Source organism: Peristeroidobacter soli (genome assembly GCF_004138485.1).
Lineage (GTDB): Bacteria > Pseudomonadota > Gammaproteobacteria > Steroidobacterales > Steroidobacteraceae > Steroidobacter > Steroidobacter soli.
In genome coordinates this window covers 66,021-85,870 of record NZ_RYEV01000007.1, presented here as the reverse complement: position 1 = coordinate 85,870, position 19,850 = coordinate 66,021, and the positions used below count along the sequence as shown (strand labels likewise).

General features: G+C 62.5%; 14 protein-coding genes. 4 read left to right on the top strand and 10 right to left on the bottom strand.

Features of this window, described 5'->3' with window-relative positions; genetic code table 11:
• Positions 1–5: 5 nt before the first annotated feature.
• Positions 6–1,295 (top strand): serine hydrolase domain-containing protein, encoded by a 1,290-nt coding sequence (locus EKO19_RS29785; RefSeq protein ID WP_129781061.1) that lies wholly within the window; start codon positions 6–8, stop codon positions 1,293–1,295.
• A 59-nt stretch (positions 1,296–1,354) separates the two neighbouring features.
• Positions 1,355–3,973, top strand: coding sequence for a GAF domain-containing hybrid sensor histidine kinase/response regulator (locus EKO19_RS29780; RefSeq protein ID WP_129781060.1), 2,619 nt, complete (start codon positions 1,355–1,357; stop codon positions 3,971–3,973).
• Here the strand turns inward: EKO19_RS29780 and EKO19_RS29775 are convergent.
• The 3 genes from EKO19_RS29775 to EKO19_RS29765 all read right to left on the bottom strand — a co-directional run bounded on the left by EKO19_RS29775 (position 3,970) and on the right by EKO19_RS29765 (position 8,888).
• Positions 3,970–4,587, bottom strand: coding sequence for a hypothetical protein (locus EKO19_RS29775; protein ID WP_129781059.1), 618 nt, complete (start codon positions 4,585–4,587; stop codon positions 3,970–3,972). The genes EKO19_RS29780 and EKO19_RS29775 overlap by 4 nt on opposite strands.
• A 148-nt stretch (positions 4,588–4,735) precedes the next feature.
• Complete coding sequence (locus tag EKO19_RS29770) at positions 4,736–5,914, bottom strand: DUF711 family protein (RefSeq protein ID WP_157995500.1); 1,179 nt, start codon at positions 5,912–5,914, stop codon at positions 4,736–4,738.
• Positions 5,915–5,996: 82 nt separating this feature from the next.
• Positions 5,997–8,888 carry a patatin-like phospholipase family protein gene (locus EKO19_RS29765; RefSeq protein ID WP_217705700.1) on the bottom strand — a complete coding sequence of 964 codons (2,892 nt, stop codon included), beginning with the start codon at positions 8,886–8,888 and terminating at the stop codon, positions 5,997–5,999.
• A gap of 446 nt (positions 8,889–9,334) precedes the next feature.
• Between EKO19_RS29765 and EKO19_RS38460 the strand changes: the two genes are divergently transcribed.
• Positions 9,335–9,511: a hypothetical protein gene (locus EKO19_RS38460; RefSeq protein WP_157995499.1), complete on the top strand. Its 177-nt coding sequence runs from the start codon at positions 9,335–9,337 to the stop codon at positions 9,509–9,511.
• Here EKO19_RS38460 and EKO19_RS29760 read toward each other — a convergent pair.
• The 7 genes from EKO19_RS29760 to EKO19_RS29730 all read right to left on the bottom strand — a co-directional run bounded on the left by EKO19_RS29760 (position 9,508) and on the right by EKO19_RS29730 (position 17,510).
• Positions 9,508–10,539 carry a PstS family phosphate ABC transporter substrate-binding protein gene (locus EKO19_RS29760; RefSeq protein ID WP_129781057.1) on the bottom strand — a complete coding sequence of 344 codons (1,032 nt, stop codon included), beginning with the start codon at positions 10,537–10,539 and terminating at the stop codon, positions 9,508–9,510. The two genes, EKO19_RS38460 and EKO19_RS29760, sit on opposite strands and share 4 nt — an antisense overlap.
• Positions 10,540–10,613: 74 nt before the next feature.
• The gene (locus EKO19_RS29755; protein WP_129781056.1) at positions 10,614–11,981 is read right to left on the bottom strand and encodes an FGGY-family carbohydrate kinase; all 1,368 of its coding nucleotides are present in this window, start codon (positions 11,979–11,981) and stop codon (positions 10,614–10,616) included.
• Entirely contained in the window at positions 11,978–12,949 is a 972-nt protein-coding gene (locus EKO19_RS29750; protein WP_129781055.1) for an ABC transporter permease, read from the bottom strand. Before EKO19_RS29750 ends, EKO19_RS29755 begins: the two co-directional genes overlap by 4 nt.
• Positions 12,946–13,920: an ABC transporter permease gene (locus tag EKO19_RS29745; RefSeq protein WP_129781054.1), complete on the bottom strand. Its 975-nt coding sequence runs from the start codon at positions 13,918–13,920 to the stop codon at positions 12,946–12,948. The genes EKO19_RS29750 and EKO19_RS29745 overlap by 4 nt, the downstream gene beginning before the upstream one ends.
• Positions 13,921–14,118: 198 nt before the next feature.
• Positions 14,119–15,627 carry a sugar ABC transporter ATP-binding protein gene (locus tag EKO19_RS29740; protein ID WP_129781053.1) on the bottom strand — a complete coding sequence of 503 codons (1,509 nt, stop codon included), beginning with the start codon at positions 15,625–15,627 and terminating at the stop codon, positions 14,119–14,121.
• Between the two features lies 1 nt (position 15,628).
• Positions 15,629–16,645, bottom strand: a complete 1,017-nt coding sequence (rhaS, locus tag EKO19_RS29735; protein ID WP_129781052.1) for a rhamnose ABC transporter substrate-binding protein — start codon at positions 16,643–16,645, stop codon at positions 15,629–15,631.
• 61 nt (positions 16,646–16,706) lie between these two features.
• The gene (locus tag EKO19_RS29730) at positions 16,707–17,510 is read right to left on the bottom strand and encodes a DeoR/GlpR family DNA-binding transcription regulator (protein ID WP_129781051.1); all 804 of its coding nucleotides are present in this window, start codon (positions 17,508–17,510) and stop codon (positions 16,707–16,709) included.
• Positions 17,511–17,673: 163 nt separating this feature from the next.
• Here EKO19_RS29730 and EKO19_RS29725 point away from each other — a divergent pair, with 163 nt between their 5' ends.
• Entirely contained in the window at positions 17,674–19,794 is a 2,121-nt protein-coding gene (locus tag EKO19_RS29725) for a bifunctional rhamnulose-1-phosphate aldolase/short-chain dehydrogenase (protein WP_129781050.1), read from the top strand.
• Positions 19,795–19,850: the final 56 nt, after the last annotated feature.

Here is a 19,850-nt window from a genome sequence, read left to right as displayed (position 1 = left end):
GAAGCATGAACAAACTCCTGGGCGGCTTGTTGGCAACGGCACTGACCCTCGTCAGCGGCTCCATCGGCGCGGCTGCCTTGCCCAAGGCGGCCAGGCCCGAAGCGGTCGGCTTGTCTTCGCAACGTTTGCAACGCCTGACCGATGCGTTCAACGCCGACGTTGGCAGCGGCAAGATTCCCGGCGCGGTGGTAATGATCGTCCGCAACGGCAAGGTCGCTTATTCCCAAAGCTTCGGGTTCCAGGATCGGGCGGCGGGCAGCGCCATGCGCCCCGATTCGATCTTCCGGATCGCTTCCATGACCAAGCCGATCACCATCGTCGCGGCCTTGATGCTGGCGGAAGAAGGCAAGCTGCAGTTGATGGACCCGGCGTCTGTCTATCTGCCGCAGCTCAAGAACCTGCAGGTCGGCGTCGAGGTCAAGGACGGCGCTGAGCGACGCCTGGTGCTCGAGCCGGCGCGCCGTGAGATCACGGTCCAGGATCTGATGCGTCATACCTCGGGCATGACTTACGGCATCTTCGGCGACTCGCTGGTGCAGCGGGCCTATCGCGCCGCCGGCACGATGGACGACCAACAAACCAACGCTCAAATGATCGACAAGCTGGCGCAATTGCCCCTGGCCTTCCAGCCCGGCGCCGCGTTCGAGTACAGCATGTCCAACGACGTGGTCGGCCGGATCGTGGAAGTGCGCAGTGGCCTGGATCTGAATCGATACATCGTCGAGCGCATCGCCAGGCCGCTCGGCATGCGAGACACCGCGTTTCTGCTGGACGACGAGCAGACGGCTCGACTCGCACAGGCACAGTCCGCGCCCGGCGCGCCGCCGCTCATCATTGGATACAACCCGGCGAAACCGCCGAAATGGTTCTCCGGTGGCGGCGGCTTGTTGTCCACAGCGGAAGACTACGCTCGCTTTGGTCAGATGTTGTTGAATGGGGGCGAGCTGGACGGAGTCAGATTGCTGTCACGAAAGAGTGTCGAGCTCATGACCAGCGATCACCTGCCGCCGGACGTGGGCTACGGTGCATTCACTTTGGAATTGGGACTGACCGCGCCCTTGCCTCAATACGGGCAGGGCTACGGGCTCGGCCTCGGCGTACGCAAGGAAGCAGGGCGGAGCATGGTGCCCGGCTCGGTGGGCGACTACTACTGGGGCGGCGCAACCGGGCCCTATTTCTGGGTCGATCCTCAGGAAAAACTGATTGCGGTCATGATGCTTCAAGCATCGGACATTCAGCTGCGCACTCACTACAGATCGTTGTTGCGCAATCTGGTTTATCAGGCGCTGCAGTAGCGGAAAATCGCGTTCATTGCGCGTTGACCGCCGTGTAGGAAGGCGGCAGGCTCTGGCGCGTGAGCCTGTCGACCTTCAATCGAGTGGATGGATCTGCCGACTTTCTGAGTGGCGGCGGCGAGATGGGCGGGCTCATTCGCGCCTTCGCATGGCGCGATACGCCGCTCGGGCCACCCGAGCGATGGCCGCAGTCGTTGCGGACCGCGCTCAGAATCCTGCTCACCACCCATCATCCGGCTTGTATTTTCTGGGGACCGGAGCTCCTTTGCTTTTACAACGACGCCTACCGCAGCTCGCTCGGGCCGGAACGGCATCCGGCCATGCTTGGTGCGCCACTGCGGGAGGTGTGGTCGGAAACGTGGTCTGTGATGGGACCGCAGATCGAGCGTGTGATGTCGGGCGCGGGCGCGACCTGGGCCGAAGATCACCTCGTCATGATCCCGCGCTTCGGTCAGCGCGAACAGATCTATTGGACCTATAGCTTCAGTCCCATCGACGACGCCAGCATGCCCACCAGTGTCGGCGGCGTCATGGTCCTGTGCATGGAGACCACCAAGAAGGTGCGAGCCGAACGGCAGCTCGCATTCCAGCTGGCGTTGAGCGACAAGCTGCGCAGCTTGAGCGACGCCTCGGAAATCATGCTGACCGCGGCGGAAATGGTCGGCCGACAGCTCGGTGCCGGGCGCGTCGGTTACGGCGAGATCGAAGAGTCGGGCAAGAGCGCCATCGTGATAGGCGATTGGACCGTGCCGGGCATGCCGAGTCTCGCCGGGCCGCATCGGCTCACCGACCTCGGCATGGCTCTGGTTCGAGAGCTGCAGGCCGGTCGCATCGTGCGGCTGGATGATGGCTCGGGCGATCCGTCGATCAAAGATGTGACTGGCGTGGAAATGGAGGGTGCCATCGGAGCACGCTCCGGTATCACCGTGCCGCTGATCAAAGGCGGGCGGCTCAGCGGTGCGTTCTTTGTGCATCAGGCGCAGCCGCGTCGCTGGACCGACGACGAGGTTGCATTGGCTCGCGAGACTGCCGAGCGGACGTGGGAAGCAGTCGAAAGGGCGCGGGCCGAGAATGCACTACGACAGCTCAACGCCACGCTCGAGCACCGCGTCGAACATGCCATCGCCCAGCGCAAGCTGTGGGGCGAGTTGCTGGATTCGGTGACTGCGCTGGTCGCGGCGGTCGGCAATGACTATCGATATCTGGCGATGAACAAAGCCTATGCCGATCGTTTCGAGCATCGCATCGGGGTGCGGCCGAAAGTCGGCGACAGCCTGCTGGAGTTGATGAAGGTACAGCGGGAGCAGCTCGCGATGTCGGGCAGTCGCTGGAGTCGCGCGTTGGCTGGCGAAGAGTTCACGTTGATCGAGCCGACCGCGCCGAGCGAAGGCGATTTCGATCGTCACTATGAGATCACCTACACCTCGTTGCGCGATCCATCGGGACAGGTGATCGGCGCGTTCCAGTATGCGCAGGACGTGTCCGAGCGCTTGCGCGATCAGAAACGACTGTCCGAAGCCGAGGAGTCGTTGCGTCAATCCCAGAAGATGGAAGCCGTCGGCCAGCTCACCGGCGGCATCGCGCACGATTTCAACAATCTGCTGACCGGCATCATCGGCTCGCTCGACATGATGCAAAGAAAGCTCGCGCGCGGTCAGCAGATCGATGTGAATGCCTATGTATCGGCGGCGATGACCGCGGCGAATCGAGCGGCCGCGCTGACGCATCGTCTGCTCGCATTCTCTCGACGCCAGGCGCTCGATCCGCGCCCCGTGCACGTGAACCGGCTGATTCTCGGCATGGAAGAGCTGTTGCGCCGGACGCTCGGCGAAGCCATTGCCCTGGAGTTCGTCGAGCAAAGCACGCTGTGGCTCACGCACTGTGACCAGAATCAGCTGGAAAGCGCGTTGCTGAATCTGACCATCAACGCCCGGGACGCCATGCCCCAAGGCGGCAAGCTCATCATCGAAACATCCAACGAACAGCTCGCGGATCCGCACGAAGCGAAGCTGCGGGATGTGATGCCGGGCGACTACATCGCCATCTCGGTATGTGACAACGGCGTGGGCATGTCGCCGGAAGTGATGAGCCGCGCGTTCGATCCATTCTTTACGACCAAGCCCATCGGCCAGGGCACCGGGCTCGGCTTGTCGATGATCTATGGATTCACCCGGCAGTCCGGCGGCTACGCGAAGATCCAGTCGGACGTGGGCAAGGGCACGACGGTCAAACTGTATCTGCCGCGCTATCACGGCGAACATGAGTCGTTGCAGGAGCCGGAGGCCGCGCCGGTCGTATTGCTGCCCGCCGCTCGCGATGAAGTCGTGCTGGTCGTGGAAGATGAACAGGTGGTGCGCGATCTGGTCGTGGATCTGCTCGCCGAGCTGGGCTATCGCTCGCTGCAAGCAGTCGACGGTCCGAGCGGGCTGGCGATTCTATTGTCCGATGTGCGTATCGATCTGTTGATCTCGGACGTCGGTCTGCCGGGATTCAACGGGCGTCAGCTGGCCGACGCGGCCTGCGCGCATCGGCCTGAGTTGAAAGTCCTGTTCATCACCGGCTATGCGCACAACGCCGCCGTGAGTAACGATCTGCTCGCGCCCGGCATGCAAATGATCACCAAGCCGTTCGCGCTGGAAACATTGGCAGAGCGCATTCGCGACATGATCGAGAGCTAGCGGCTCAGCGGTTCCTTCACCGGGACCAATGCCGACACCGTCAAGCGAGGCGATCCGACATTGCCGAAGGCCGACGAGCAACTGCTGGTCTTGTCGTTCACGATCCGCACCGACATGCGCGGCAGGATCTGCTGACGCAACTGTTGAACCAGCTCGCAATCGCCGCGTTCCAGTCGCATGTCCCGATTGCGGGCGAACGACACCTCTTTCCACACCGCTGGGAATCGCTCCAGATCCGCCGGGGCCGGCAGCTGCTCACCGTTCACACGGGCGACCAACTCGTCCTTGGAATCATGACTGGTGAGCTCGCGGACGTTTTCTTCGGAGGCGATCACCGGCGACTGCATCGCTATCTGGAAGCGGGCGATGCCAAGCTGCTCGCTGCAGATATAACTCTGCAGGCGCACGTTCTCCCGGGCGCCGACCGTGCGCAGGATGATCTCCAATTTATCCTGCAGGGTCTGACACGAGTACATCGTGGCGTAGCCGCGGTACTCGAAATTCATCTGCTGCGCTTTCCAGACGGCGGTGACTTGCTCGTCGGTCGAGTTGCCGAGAACCGCGGCCGGCGCGAGGACGAGCAGCGTTGCGAGCCTGGCAGAAAAAGTCCGCATCGACCCTCCAATGTCACATGGTGACCGGGGATGGTAGTCCGCCTCTGTGTCAGTGGCATAACTGTAGAGGGGGCACGTGCCGGCGCGCCATGGACTGCCGGCCAACGGCGCGCGCCTGCCGGTGAAACGAGTATGGGAGTGCCGTGCCTCAGTCCAGCTTCATGACCACCGAGTCGGTCAGCACCGGATCGTCGAAGCGCGCCATGTCGCCGGCTTTCTTTCCTGGCACCAGGAAGAGCCGGGCGGAGAGCGGCTTGCGCAGGCGAGTAGCAAGCGATGCAACGTCGCGAAGCAGGCCGCTGATGCTGACGACCGGGGTGTTGCCGGGGATTGGAATGACGTCCAGACCGGTGCCACAGACGCTCGAGTACAGCAGCACGTCGCGAATGCCGTAGCGATTCTCACCGGCGCGCTGGGCGAGCAAAGGATCTTCGAGAACGGGCAGCATCAGGCCCGAGTAGCCGCACGTACGCACGGACACCGACTTCAAGGCGGCAGTGATGATGGAGCAGGCTTCGAGTGTGCCGGCGCTGCCGAACGGTGTGCGAGTGAACGCTTCGATGGCGGCGGCGATGCTCCGATCCTTGATGGGCGCAGGTGACGTGTCGATGCCCAGGTACTGACGGCGCTCGCTCCCGGCGATCTCATTCGCCAGCTTCTCCACGGGCGTGAGCACTTCATTCAGCGCGCTTCGGAGTTTCTCAGTGGCATCGTCGCCGGCGCGCATCGATGCAAACGCGCGCTCGACGACAGACGCCGTTTCCATTCCAATCGCGAATGACTCCGGCCCCTGATGCCACGCCACTGGAAAGAAAGGTGTGCCGGCCGGAATGTTTGCCGCCGCCGCGAAACGAAAGTTCGCGAGTCCGTCGGGTAGAGCATTGGCCAGCGCGACCATGATTTTCGCCGAGGTCGCGGCGGCTTTCGGCAACACGCCACCGTCCGGGGTGGCGATCGCCGTGGAAAAGCTGATGGCCTGGGTCGATTTCACCAACGAGATGGCCCATTCCACCAGGCTGTTGTCGGAGCGATCCTCGGTAGCGATGGGCCCGATGTTGAAGATCGCGCCCTGCGAAGCGACCAGCTCATCGATCCGGCGCAACTGGTCCAGTGTCTTGTCTCGTGCCGCCGGCGCGAGCGATGCGATGACGGGATTCACCGCCACTCGCACCGTCTGGACCTGGTAGCCCTTCGCCTCGAAGGAATGCTTCGCGCGTGTGACAAACGCGACTGCCGCTGCTACTCGATCCAGCTCCAACGCCGACGTGAGCTCCACGCCCGCGGTGATGGTTCGCACTCGCACCGGATTAAAAATTGACGCTGCCACGGAATCATTCACCTTCGACAGGGACAACCCTGCCACTCCAACCAACCGGAGAATGTCGCGCCGTGAGGGCATGACATCGATCTCATTCGTCATCCAGTAACGTGCGTGACGAGGGCAGTGCCTCGCGTTCCTTGAATGCCCGCCGCTTCCGGGTCGGGCTCATGTAGCTCGCGACGCGCGCGAAGAAATCGCCGAAGTCCTGAGGCGCCGAGCCGCGCAGGATCTGCTCCAGCGAATGGAAGCCCAGTGCCCGGTAGCTCTCGAATTGCGATTCGCTGAACCACTGGTCGCTGGTGGGCTCATGCGGGAACGAGTCGACGGTCCTGGAGTAACTGTACACGTCATACGGTACCGGATGCTCGCCCCGCGCGCGCAACGTGGGCTTGATGTACAGCAGGCGGCCGGGCGGTGTGCCCTTGTCGACGGCATCGTAATCGATGCGAGCGACCGCGCAGTACAGGCCCTGTTTGGCCGAGCTGTTGGGATAGATCTCGATCTCTTTCTCGAACTTGATGGGAATGCCGAAGTCGATACGGATCTTGCGAATCGCGTTGCCCAGGTCGCCGAGCTTCGAGTCCGGATCGCAGCCGGCGTCGCTGACCATGATGTAGCGGCAGCGACGCAGCACCACTTCATACAGGCCGAGGTTGTCGAAATGGCCGCCATCGGACAGGTTCACGTACTTGAAGTCCGGCGTGGTGTAGCCGAACAGCTCGCCCAGCATCGGCGACAATGCCTGGCGCGGGCCTGGCAGGTGATAGGCCTTGTCGCCCTGCGCGTTGGTGTTGCCCAACCATGCGCCAAGACGAACGTTGAATAGAGACATTACGAAAGCGAGCGCGGGCGAGGAGCAATAGCCCATGTGAGGATTGGCGGCGGCACCCGAGATCGTCACCGCCGTGCCGAGCGAGATGCCGCCCTGTCCGCCATAGACTTCCGAGGCGCGATAGCCTTCGTGGAAGTTGCCGCAGAAGTAAGGCGTGATCGAGAACGATTCGGCCTTGCGCTCCTGCCACGCGAGTTTGCCGTCGCGAAGGATGTTCAATGTGACATTGATCAGTGGCAACAAGCGCTGTCCGCCCTTGGTGGGGCGCAGCTTGTGCATGCGCAGGTTGTCGGAGGCGTCGAAACCGGTGAACGGATCGGGCTTGCGATTGGTGTGTGACGCGCCCAGGTACGCGCGCACCAGTCGGTTGCGATAGAAGCCGTGCAACGAGAAACGGTTGATGTTGACGATCAGGCCCATGAGCAACGCCGCGCCCAGAAAAATCGACGGCAGCGCCCAGAACCATTGGAAGCCGGTGTGGCGCAAGTTCGGCTGACGCAACATCGGATCGGTGAAGATCCGTTCGGCGGCGACGTTCGCGTTGGTCACGATCCAGCCACCGAGCGTCGCCGTTGCCCACGACATCACCAGCACGACGCAGACCACGAAGATCGGTGCGGCCAGCGCCAGACCCACTCGCTGCATGATCGAGGGTTCATCGGTGGTGGTGGTCGCGGTCTTGTCGCGGCTGCCGAGCATCGCGGCGGCGATGCCGGAGATACCGCCAGCCGCGGCAACGAGCGGCTTCGCGGCGTTGGAGATCTTGTCGAACAGATACTGGCCGAACAGACACAGGGTGGTGATGGCGATCCAGCCGAGCGCGATGGCGAGAATCCAGCCCGACAGCCGGGCCCACCATTCACGATCGCCGTCGTTGACCAGCGCCGCCTGGGCACCCGTGACGAATGTTTCACTCAAGCTCGCCAGACCGACGAACAAGGTTCGCGCCAGCAGGTACAAGCCGAGCAGCGCCGGCAAAGCCAGCATCACATACAGGCCGGGATGGTTGTAGAGCGGGAGCAGGAGCCCGCGGATCACTAGTGCCAGCAGAAATGAAATCGCCAGGCCGGACAGCAACAACGCGGCGAACTCGAATTTGCCGGTGTGCACGCACTCGGCCGGAATGTCATGACGCAGTCGATACAACATCTCGACGACCATCCAGCCGACCAGCGGGATGAGCGTGCACCAGAGCACGGAGAAGATCAGGATGGGGCGGTTGTCCGCCGACCAGAACGGGGCGTCGAGAATGACGGCCGGATCGTTGGCAAACCCGAGCCCGGTGAATGAGAGCAGCGCTGCCGCTGCAATCACCGGCAACACGCACAGTAACGAGTATCGCGACGACGGCGTAGCGGGATCGCGCACGAACCGCCGGTGGTAGTAGATCGAAAAGCTCGCCAACAATTCCACGATCAACGAGGCGTACAGCAGCGTTTTGCCAAGACCGGGGCTGACCGTGCTCTGGACCAGCAGATACACGCCCTGAGGAATCACGACGAGCGCCGCCAGCAGCGGAACGATCACCAGCCAGTTCAGCAGCAGGTTGCGCACGAAGATGGCCGCGGCGGTCCATGTGTCGGCGGAGAAAAGACCGAGGCGCGGCGTGAGGTAGTTGCTGAACGCGCGCAAATGATCGACAGGCTTCGGCTCGGGCGCGAGCGGATTCACCGGCTGTTCCGGCTTGCCGCCCAGGTCCTGGAAGACTTCCCTGGCCGTGCCGGCGTCCTGTTGTTGCCGATGAATCCAGGCCTGCAGCCAGCTGGCGATATAACCGCCACCGGACACGCTGGAGAGATAATCGAATTCCGGCAGCAACTTGTTCCTGGCCAGGGATTGCAGGACCCCGAGATTGAAGGTCGCGCTGCGAATGCCGCCACCGGACAGGCACAGCGCCGATAACGGCGGCTGAGTCTTGCTGGCGTCGGTATCGGCATCGACCGTGCCGATCATCTGAAACAATTCGCGCAGGTTGTCCTGGTATTGCGCATCGGTGCCCGCATCGTCGGGCCGCGCCGGATCGAATTTTGCCGGTTCGAACGACTTCGACGCGCAGTACTCCGGGCGCAATGCTTGTAATTCACGCCACAGGACTTCGTTGAACGTGGCGCGACCGGCGTTATCCGAAGCGGTGCTCGGTTCTGACATAGCGGATTCCTTCGCTGAATATTTGTTTTGGTCTGCCTTGCGGACAGGGGCTTGCTAAAACTCATTGGATGGGCTGCGACGAGCTATGGCGGTTCAGGGCTAGGCGGGACGACCGCCGTGTACTCTCTGTACATAAGGGAGGAGCAACGACGTCCTGAACCGCCATAGCTCGTCCCATCCAAGGATATTTTATACATTAAATGGGTTGCGCCTCGAATCGCCAGCAGCGGCGTTGCAAAGCTTGCCCTTATCGACATAAGGGCTGCGCTTTGCGCCTTGCTGCAGGCGATTGGAGGCGCAACGCAGCCCATCCAATGAGTTTTAGCAAGCCCCAGCACGGGCATTCATGCTTGCCCGCCTTCCTCGTTTGCGCAGTCATGCTGCAGCGATCTATTTTATCCCTGCCTCGACGGACGACGAGTCATTGGCTGAGCGAGAGGAGAGTCATGCGCGACCGTGGCAATCGCCGACGCATCAGTGACGGCGGCCTGATCTTCATCACCATGATGATCACGATCCTGCTGTGTGTCCTGTGGGTGGCGGCGTCGGCCGATGCGGCCGACGCCGCTCACTGGGCGCCCGGCCTCCTTGCCGGGGCGCCTGAAGGGGAGCAAGCAGATTAGAGCTTGGCGTCGCGCTTGAGCAGCTCGTCGATCGTGACACCGACTTCCGGCACGCCGCCGAACACCGTGCCGAGACGGTTATCCGTGAAGTGCTGAAGCGCCGTTTTCGCGGCCTGCTCGGGCAGCGCGACAAACCCGACATCGGCGGCCAGCGACGGCCCTTCGGTCAGGTAGTACTCGATCAGCTGGCGCACTTCGGGACGCTGCGCCGACTTGTCGCTCACATAAATGAACAGCGGGCGCGACAGCGGTTGATACGTACCGTCGACAACGGCCGCGTTGCTCGGCAGAACCTGCGAGCCATCGTCCCTCTCGATGGGCACGGCGCGCATGCGCTCCTTGTGGCCTACGTAATAAGCGAAGCCGAAGTAACCGAGCGCGTTCTTGTTGTTCTCCACGCCTTGCACCAGCACGTTGTCGTCTTCGCTCGCGGTGTAATCGCCGCGGCTGGACTTCGCCTTGCCGCTCACTGCTTCGGTGAAGTAATCGAACGTGCCCGAATCGGCGCCGGGGCCGAACAGCATCAGCGGCGCATCGGGCCATTCCGGACGCACCTGATTCCAGCGCATGACCTGACCTTGCGCGCCCGGCTCCCACATCTTTTTCAGATCGGCAATGGTGAGCGACTTCACCCAATCGTTCTTCGGATTGACGACCACGGTAATGGCATCGAACGCGACCGGCAGCTCGATGAAGTTGATGCCGGCTTTCCGGCACATCTCCATCTCCTCGGTGAGAATGGGGCGCGACGCATTGGAAATATCGATGTCGCCGCGGCACAGTTTCTTGAAGCCGCCGCCGGTGCCGGACAGGCCGACGGTCACGCGCACCGCGCCCCGCTGCCCGGCCTGAAACTCTTCGGCAACCGCTTCGGCGATCGGAAACACCGTGCTCGAGCCGTCGATGCGAATCACCGGCGTGTCCGGGCCCATGCGGCCGGCGGCCGAGCCCTCCTGTTTGCCACAGCCGGTCAGCACCATGCTGAGCTGAGCGGCGATGGTCAGTATCGCCAGACGCCGTGTGTTCATCGGGGACCCTCGTCAGTTTAAAAGGACGAGTTTGCGGCAAATGCGGGCCAATGTCTTCCCGCGACGGTGCGTTGTCAGCTGAGCGTCAGCTTCCGCCATGCCTCGCGATAAGCGGGCAATTGTTGGAGAGGCATCGCGGCGGCTGGCGTCATCGTCGGAGCCTGCGCGTCGTGGAATCCGGCGAGATAACAGGCCGCGCGCATGTTGCCGCCATTGCCGGAACTCAGCGCGACAGTTCGATCGGGCAGCAGCGCGCTGAGAACGGCGCCGAACGAGGCATTCGTCGCGAGTGGGCCGTCGATCAGAACGTCGCTCTCCGCGCCGAGCATTTCGATCAACAACTCACACATCAGTGCAACGTAGAGGGTCGCCACGCTGGCGCGCTCCGAGCCCGACAAACGATCGGCGTTGATCAAGCGACCTTCGCGTCCCGCAAAGGGTCCGCCGCTGGCGAACGACGGGATTGCCATCGCCTGACGCTCGATCACATTGAGCAATGCGGGTGGGTTCGGTCGTGAGTCCGTGCCGGCAATCGCTTCGTACTCACGCCCGCCCATGAACCTTGCGGTCGCGACCGGCGACCCGAAGGCGTCGACGCTGGCGAGCATGTCTTGATCTTCGCGCAGCCGCGACAGGTCGGCTCGATTCGCCATGACGACCGTCCACGTGCCGCTCGAAATCACAGTGAACGGCGCGGTGTGATCGCGCGTCGTCAGAAACTTCAGATACGACGCATTCGAGTCGTGAATGCCGCAGATGACCTGACATTGAGGGTCGAGCCCGGTCGCCGCTGCTACTTCCGGCGAGATCGGGCCGAGCACGTCGCTGGCGAGCTTGGTCGGCGGAAACAGTTTGTCCCAGCCGCGTGCCCGCGCGAGCTTGGAGAAGGTCTGTTCACGCGGTAACCACAGATCGGAGTGACAGCCCAGCGAGGTGACTTCGCTGGCCCTCACGCCACTCAGTCGCCACGCCCAGAACTGTGGATACAGCAGCGCGTGCGCGATTCGCGAAAACAGTTGCGGCTGGACTTCTTGGAGGAAGAACAGCTGACGACCGAGATTCAATCCGAGCGGCAGATCGGGGGAGTACGTGCTCTGATAGGGGTCACGTTGCTGACGGTATTCTGCGTTCACTCGCTCGAAGCACGCGTCTTCGTAGTCGGGAGCAGCGATTACTCGATTGTCGCGATCGATCAGCACGGCGGCCGCTCCGTGCGCGACAGGCACAATCGCACGAATGCGGTCTCGATGAGGCGCGTCGCGTAGTGCATCCAGCAGCCACTGGCCGATCGCTTCGACGTCCAGCTCGCGCATCGACGGACGTTGAACGACCGCATTCGCACGACGGCTGCCGCGAATCTCGGCGCCGGTCTCTGGATCGATCACCAACACTTTGGCGTTGGTCTTGCCGATGTCGATCAGTGCGATGAGCGGATGTGTCATGAACTGCGACCGACTGCCCGGCCCCACCAGCGCTCGGCGAGCACGGGAAGGGCGACGACGGTGATGAGCAATGTGCCGACGATGATGGACATCACTATACCCGGCACGTTGAGCAACCCCAGTCCGAAGTTCACGAAGCCCAGTACGACGGCCGCGAGCAGCACGCCTGGAATAGTGCCTTTGCCGCCCCACACGGATACGCCGCCCAGAATCACCATGCTGATGATCTCCAATTCCCAACCCTGCGCGATCGACGGACGCGTCGAGCCCAGGCGCGATGTGAGCAGCACGGCTGCGAGTCCACTACAAAGTCCGGTCATGGCGAACAACAGGAATCGATAACGATCGACCGGCACGCCCGACCATTTCGCCGCCGTGGGATTCGCGCCCAAGGCGTAGACGGTGCGGCCCCACCGCGTGACGTGCAGGAACAATCCGAACATCACTGCGAGCACGATCAGAATGCACAGCTCGATCGATAGCGCGCCGACCGCATAACCCTGGCCAAACGTGGCGAATGATTCGGGATAGTCCTTGAGCACGCGGTCGCCAAGGACTGCGTAGGCGAAGCCACGAAACAACGTCATCGTGCCGATGGTCGCGACGATCGACGGCACGCGGCCCAGCGTCACGAGCGCGCCGTTGATCATACCTGCGACGAGTCCCGTGCCGAGGCCAATCGCCACCAGACCGGGCGTCTGCACTCCGGATGCCGCGCCCAAGCCCATGGCGACGGAGGCCAGCGCGATGATGGCCGCGACGGAAATATCGATCTCGCCGGCGATGATCAGCAATGCCAGCGGCAAAGCAATGACGGCTCTCTCGGTGAAGTTGAAAGTCGCGTCCGACAGCGTCCACACATCCAGGAAGTACGGAGACAGACTCGCGAAGCAGACGAACTCGATGACGAGCACCAGCGCGAGCATCGACTCCCAGCGCAGCAGGCTCTTGAATCTGTGCATGCTCATGCCGCTTGCGCCTCCAGGATGGCGCGTTTGTCTTCGCGGCGTCGCGCGCTGAGGACAGCGGCCACGACGATGACCAATCCGTTGATGCCCATTTGCCAGAATGGCGAGATGCCGATCAGTGGCAGCGCATTTCGAATGACGCCGATGAACAGACAGCCGAGCACCACGCCCGCGACCGTGCCGATGCCACCCGCGATGGCAACGCCGCCGATCAAGCACGCCGCAATTACTTGCAGCTCGAAGCCGAGCGCGATGTCCGTGTACGCCACGGCGAAGCGCGCCACCCACAAATAACCGCACAGCCCCGCGATGGCGCCGCAGATCATGTACGCGAAGAACTGCATGCGACCGGGATCGATGCCGGTGTACGTCGCGGCCGCGGGATTGCCGCCGGCGGTGTACAGGTTTCTGCCCAACACGGTGTAACGCATCATCATTGCGAAGCCCGCGATTGCAACGATGGCGAGCCATGAGAGCAGCGTAAGGCCCAGGACCTCGTAACGGACAAAGCCGAGAAACTGCGGTGACATCTGGTTGTCGTTCACCCACGTGCCACCGGATGACAAATAGATCAGGCCCCGATACACGGACATCGTGCCGAGCGTGACGACGATGGGGGGCAGCTTGAGTCGCCACACCAGCAGCCCGTTGATTGCGCCGAGCAGCGTGCCGCTGACTAGCGCGATCAAGAGTATGGGCGCGACACCGGCGCCCGGATAATTCTTGTTTAGTAGTGCGACCAGCATGCCTGATAGCGCCAGGTTGGCGGCAATCGAAAGATCGATGCCGCGCGTGAGGATGACGAGCATCTGGCCCAGCGCGAGCAGGATGAGAATGGCGCTGTCGTCGAGGATTTCAGCGAGGTTGCCCGGGCGAGCGAACTGTGGGAACGCTGCTGTCACCGACGCGAGCAGCAGCACGACAATGACACCGAGGGCGAGATCTCGCCGGGTGGCGGAGTTAATCATCATCGCGAGTGCACCGTCGCCGAGGCTGGCAACAATACGACGATGACGTCGAGGGCGAGATCGTGCCGGGTCGCGGAGTTCGTCATCATCGCGGATCACCATCGCCGGTGTCAGCGACAGCGCGAAGTGCGAGGTCGCGCCGGACAGGGCTCGCCGGGCAGCTGTATGACGACGCGAGGGCGGACAATCTTTTCGTTCTCATCACGCCCCGGTCGCCGCCTGGACGACATTTTCCGCCGTCGCTTCATTTCGATTCAGCAATGCACGCACGCGGCCTCGGCGCATGACCAGTATGCGATCGGACATGCCCAGGATCTCGGGCAGCTCCGACGAAATCATCACGACCGCGTTGCCTCTCTGAGTAAACTCGCTAGTCACGGCATGCACCGCTGATTTCGCACCGACGTCGATGCCCTTGGTCGGCTCATCGAGAATCAAAACGCGCGGCGAGCGCGCCAGCCATTTCGCGATCACGACTTTCTGCTGATTCCCGCCGGACAAGTCGCCGACGTTCTGCGCCGGCCCGGTCGCCTTGATGCCCAGCGCGGCGATCCAATGATTCGCCAGCGCCGATTCTCGTTGCCGGCTGCAAAGCCCGCGAGGCGCCAGCGAATCCAGATTGGTGAGCGAAACATTGGCAGCGATGGAGAAGGGCAGAATCGCGCCCTGTTGTTGCCGATCCTCGGGAACATAAGCGAGCCCGTGACGAACGGCGTCCGCCGGACTCGAAATCGACACCGCCTTGCCAGCGATATGAATCGAGCCGCCATCCGGCGCGGTCAAGCCGAACAAACATTGCGCCAGTTCCGTGCGGCCCGCGCCGACCAGGCCATAGATGCCCAGCGTCTCGCCCTGCCGCACCGAGAACGAGATGTTGTCGAACTCGCTCGCGCGCGACAAACCCTCCACGCGCAGCAGTTCTTCGCCCAACGTCGTTGCCAGTTTTGGAAACAGCTGCTCGACCGAACGACCGACCATCATCCGAATGAGCTGCTCGCTGCCCGTGCCGGCAATCATACCGCTGCCGACCGACGCGCCGTCGCGAAACACAGCGTATCGATCCGCCAGCGCGAAGATCTCTTCGAACTTGTGACTGATGAAGAGCAAGGCGCAGCCGGAGTCTCGCAGACGGCGAGCGATACGGAACAGATCCTCGGCCTCGCGGTGAGACAGCGATGCGGTCGGTTCATCGAGAATCAGCACGCGAGCCTCACTCGTCAACGCGCGAGCAATCTGCACGATGTGCTTCTGAGCGACGCTGAGCTGGCCCGCCGGCGTGTCCGGTGAGAACGAAACATCGAGCTGCCGCAAAATCTCCGCCGCGCGAGAGCGCATCTCGCTCCACGCGATGAACCGACTCTTCTTCGGTCGCGCACTGACGAAGATGTTCTCGGCGACCGTCAGGTTGTCGAACACTACGCATTCCTGATGCACGACATTGATGCCGAGCTGTCGCGCATGTTCCGGATCGCGCACGCGGATCGGTCGGCCGTCGAGCATCAGCTCGCCGCCATCGGGCTGGTGAATGCCGCACAGAATCTTCACCAGCGTGGACTTGCCCGCGCCGTTCTCGCCGATCAGCGCCGTCACCTGGCCCGGATACAAATCGAGATTGGCATCGCGCAGCGCGTGCGCGCCGCCGAAGGATTTCTTCACCTGCGTCAGCGTCAGGAGGGGCTGCGCGGGTGCCTGCTGGATCGCGGCCGCCATGTCAGAAAATCGCCGCGAATTGTTCGACGTTGCTTTGGTCGTAAATGAAGGGCCTGGCCATGGCGCCGATGCCATTGCCGTCGAACTTCACCGCGCCAACGCGCCCGATCGAGATTTCCTGATCCTCGGGCTGGGTGCCGCGAGCGAGTTGCACAGCGACCTGGGTCGTGGCGTAACCGAGATCGATGGGATTCCAGATCGCAAACTTCGGCACCACGCCCTTTCGCACATAGCCAGCGAGCTCCGAGGGCAGGCCCAGCCCCGTGACTTTCACTTTGCCCGTGAGCCCCTGATCCTCGACGGCCTTCGCGGCCGCGACGATGCCGACCGAGCTCAACGACACGATCACTGCCAGATCCGGATATTGCTTGATCAGCGCGACGGTCTCGCGATAGGACTTGTCGGCGACATCGTCGCCATAAACGACGCTCACGTATTCCAGGCACGGATACTTGGGCATGTACTGCTGCATCTGTACCAGCCAGGCATTCTGATTCGTGGAGGTGGGCGTCGCGGATACGACCGCCATCTTGCCTTTGCCATCCGGCACCAGCTCGGCCGCCAGATCCAGAACGGTCTGTCCGATCAGTACATCCGACGACGGCGCGAGATGAACCACGCGACCTTCCTTCGCGACCGCGGAGTCGAATGAGATGACTTTGATGCCCCGTTGCATCGCTCGCTTCAGCGTAGGCACGAGGGCATCGGGATCATTGGCCGAGATGGCGATGGCGTCGACGCGCTGAGCGATCAGCGCGTTCAATGTTTCTATTTGTCCTTCGGCGGTCGGCGTGGTCGGGCCGGTGAAAATGATCTCAGCATCGAGCGTGGCCGCGGCTTCGTCCGCGCCCTTGTGAACGGCATCGAAAAAACCGTTGCCCAGGCTCTTGGCGACGATGCCGATGCGCAGCTTGTTATCCGCCTCGACATCGCCGCTCGGCTGCGGCCGCTCGCCGCAACCCGCAAGCACGACTGCAACCAGCGACGCCGCACCCGTGAGCATTGCTCTTCTAAGCATTCCATCCCCCTGCTTTTTCCAGACAGCCGACCTGTTGCAGGCCGTGCCGCCGCGCCTCAACTCATGCGAGCTTCTGCAACTCGTCGTCCTCGTTCACCGAGGCCACGATCACTTTGATGCCCGCCGCCTTGAACACTTCCAACTCTTCGGGTTTCGCGCCGTCGTCGGTGATGATGGTGGAGATCCGCTCCAGCCCCGTGACGATCATCGCGGACTTCTGCCGCAGCTTGCTGCTGTCCGCCATCACGATCACATCTTCGGTGCGCTTCAACAGCTTGGTCTGCGCCTGCACGATCAACGGATCGGCTTCCATGATGCCGAAGCGGTTCAGGCCATAGCAGCCGGTGAACAGCTTGTTGCCCCAGAAGTTCTCGATGGTGTCGTTGTCGAACGGGCTCAGCACGATGTTCTGTTCGCGGAAGATGGTGCCGCCCGGCAGCGTGATCCGGTTGCGACTGGTGGCCAGCAGCTTGGCCGCGATCGGAAACGAATTGGTCAGGATGTCCAGATCGTGATCGGCCAGAAACTCCACCAGCGCGAACGTGGTGGTGCCGCCATTGATGATGATGCTCTCGCCGGCAGTGATCAGTTCCGCCGCCGCGCGAGCGATCGCGCGTTTCTGCGGGACGCTGATGTCCTGACTCAACGAGAACGGCATGCCCACCAGGTGCGGCTGATGCCGGGGACGCACGGCTTCGGCGCCACCGCGAATGCGTTTGACCTCGCCGCGCTCGGCCAGCGTGTTGATGTCGCGACGAATGGTCGCCTCGGACGCGCCGAGCAAATCCAACAGGTCGCCGACGCTCACGATGGAGCGCTCTTCGACGAGCTTCAGAATCAGGCTATGGCGCTCACGTTCCAACATGGAACCTCCTCGAAGCAGTTCCGATCAGGGTCTTCATTGCTCTGATCGATTATGCTCGCATCTGATTGTATATGATCGTTTCGTGTGGTAAACAGGCATTTCATAGCGCGTAAGGCGATTTTTTGTGCCCGAACGCGATCAAACGGCCCTTGGGGGAGATTAGATGAGTGTGGTTCAGCCGGCGCAAGCCGAGTCGTCCTCGTTGCTGGTCGAAAACCGCTGGAACGATGCGGCTGCGGCGGGCATGAGCCCGGCTCAGCTGCTGCTCTACCGCTCCAATCTGCTCGGCTCCGACAAGCGCATCACCAACTTCGGCGGCGGCAACACCTCGGCCAAGGTCGTCGAGAAGGATCCGCTCACGGGTCAAGACGTGAACGTCCTGTGGGTGAAGGGCTCGGGCGGCGACCTGGGCACCATGAAGCTGGATGGCTTTGCCACCTTATATATGGACAAGTTCCTGTCGCTCGAGCCGTTCTACAAGGGCAAGGACAGCGACAGCGTGCTGGTGCCGCTGTATTCCCACTGCACGTTCAATCTGAATCCGCGCGCGGCGAGTATCGATACTCCGTTGCATGGTCTGGTGGATCGCGCGCACGTCGATCACATGCATCCGGACGCGCTGATCGCGATCGCCGCCGCGGCCGACAGCAAAGCGCTCACCAAAGAAATCTATGGCGATGACATCGGCTGGTTGCCGTGGCTTCGCCCCGGATATGCCCTTGGATTGGCGCTGCGCAAGTTCACGCGTGAAAACCCCAAGGCGCGCGGTGTGGTGCTCGAAGCGCATGGGGTTTTCACGTGGGCCGATACGGCGAAGGAGTGTTACGAGAACACGCTCGACGTGATCAATCGCGCGACGACGTGGCTCGCGGACAAAAGTCGTGGCAAGCAACCGTTCGGCGCTCTCAAGGCTCAATCGCTGACTCAGGAAAAGCGTCGCGAAGTCGCGGCCGCCATCATGCCGCGCATTCGTGGCCTGATTTCAGGCACGACGCGCAAGGTCGGTCACTTCGACGACAGTGCCGCCGTGCTGGAATTCGTCGGTAGCGAGAAGTTACAGGCGCTTGCCGACCTCGGTACCTCCTGTCCCGATCATTTCCTGCGCACCAAGATCTGGCCGCTGGTGCTGCCGTTCGATGCCGCCAACGAATCGGTCGAGCAGTTCGCCCGTCGCGTACAGCCGGCGCTGGAACAGTATCGCGAGCGTTACGCGGCCTATTACGAACGTTGCAAGCGGCCGGGCTCGCCGAAGATGCGCGATCCGAATGCGGTCGTTTATCTCGTGCCCGGCGTGGGCATGATCACGTTTGCCGCTGACAAAGCCACCGCACGCATCGCGGGCGAGTTCTATATCAACGCGATCAATGTCATGCGCGGCGCCGCCGCCGTGTCGACCTATCGCGGCCTGCCCGAGCAGGAAGCGTTCGATATCGAATATTGGGACCTGGAGGAAGCCAAGCTGCAGCGCATGCCGAAGCCGAAACCGTTGGCGGGCCGCGTCGCCCTGATCACGGGCGGGGCGGGTGGCATCGGTCTGGCGACCGCGCGGCGGTTGATGGAGGAGGGCGCCTGTGTCGTGCTTTGTGACATCGACCACGAGGCGCTCGGCGAAGCCGAGGCGGGCCTGAAGAAACAGTATGGCAACGACGTCGTTGCCAGCTGTTGGGTCGACGTGACGCGTGAAGACGCGGTCGTCGCGGGCTTCCGCGATAGCTCGTGGAAATTCGGCGGCATCGATATCTGCATTTCCAACGCCGGCATTGCCTCCGCGTCGCCGGTCGATCAGACCAGCCTCGCCACCTGGCAGAAGAACATGGACATCCTGTCCACGGGCTACTTCCTGGTGTCGCGCCAGGCGTTCCAGTTATTCAAGACCCAGAACATCGGCGGCTCCATCGTGTTCATCGGCTCCAAGAACGCGCTGGCCGCTTCACCCGGCGCGGCTGCTTACTGCACGGCCAAGGCCGCCGAGCTGCATCTGGCTCGATGTCTGGCGCTGGAAGGCGCGCCGGTCGGCATTCGTGTGAATGTCGTGAACCCGGACGCCGTCCTGCGCGGCTCGCGCATCTGGCAAGGCGAATGGGCCCAGCAGCGCGCCGAGCAGTACAAGACCAGCACCGAAGAGCTCGAGTCGATTTACCGCGAGCGCAGCCTGCTCAAGCGCAGTGTGTATCCGGAAGACGTGGCCGAAGCCGTCGCCTTCTTTGCGTCCGAGCGGGCGTCGAAGTCGACGGGCAATATCATCAACGTCGATGCTGGTAACGCGGCGGCGTTCACGCGATAAAAAAGATCGGACAAGATGTGCGTCTCGTCCGGTCTATGTGCGCAGATTAGGGGGAC

Coding starts and splice junctions, on each gene's coding strand:
- EKO19_RS29785 (WP_129781061.1), top strand. CDS start 6: ATGAACAAACTCCTGGGCGGCTTGTTGGCAACGGCACTGACCCTCGTC.
- EKO19_RS29775 (WP_129781059.1), bottom strand. CDS start 4,587: ATGCGGACTTTTTCTGCCAGGCTCGCAACGCTGCTCGTCCTCGCGCCG.
- EKO19_RS29765 (WP_217705700.1), bottom strand. CDS start 8,888: ATGTCAGAACCGAGCACCGCTTCGGATAACGCCGGTCGCGCCACGTTC.
- EKO19_RS38460 (WP_157995499.1), top strand. CDS start 9,335: ATGCGCGACCGTGGCAATCGCCGACGCATCAGTGACGGCGGCCTGATC.
- EKO19_RS29760 (WP_129781057.1), bottom strand. CDS start 10,539: ATGAACACACGGCGTCTGGCGATACTGACCATCGCCGCTCAGCTCAGC.
- EKO19_RS29755 (WP_129781056.1), bottom strand. CDS start 11,981: ATGACACATCCGCTCATCGCACTGATCGACATCGGCAAGACCAACGCC.
- EKO19_RS29750 (WP_129781055.1), bottom strand. CDS start 12,949: ATGAGCATGCACAGATTCAAGAGCCTGCTGCGCTGGGAGTCGATGCTC.
- EKO19_RS29745 (WP_129781054.1), bottom strand. CDS start 13,920: ATGATGATTAACTCCGCCACCCGGCGAGATCTCGCCCTCGGTGTCATT.
- EKO19_RS29740 (WP_129781053.1), bottom strand. CDS start 15,627: ATGGCGGCCGCGATCCAGCAGGCACCCGCGCAGCCCCTCCTGACGCTG.
- rhaS (WP_129781052.1), bottom strand. CDS start 16,645: ATGCTTAGAAGAGCAATGCTCACGGGTGCGGCGTCGCTGGTTGCAGTC.
- EKO19_RS29730 (WP_129781051.1), bottom strand. CDS start 17,510: ATGTTGGAACGTGAGCGCCATAGCCTGATTCTGAAGCTCGTCGAAGAG.
- EKO19_RS29725 (WP_129781050.1), top strand. CDS start 17,674: ATGAGTGTGGTTCAGCCGGCGCAAGCCGAGTCGTCCTCGTTGCTGGTC.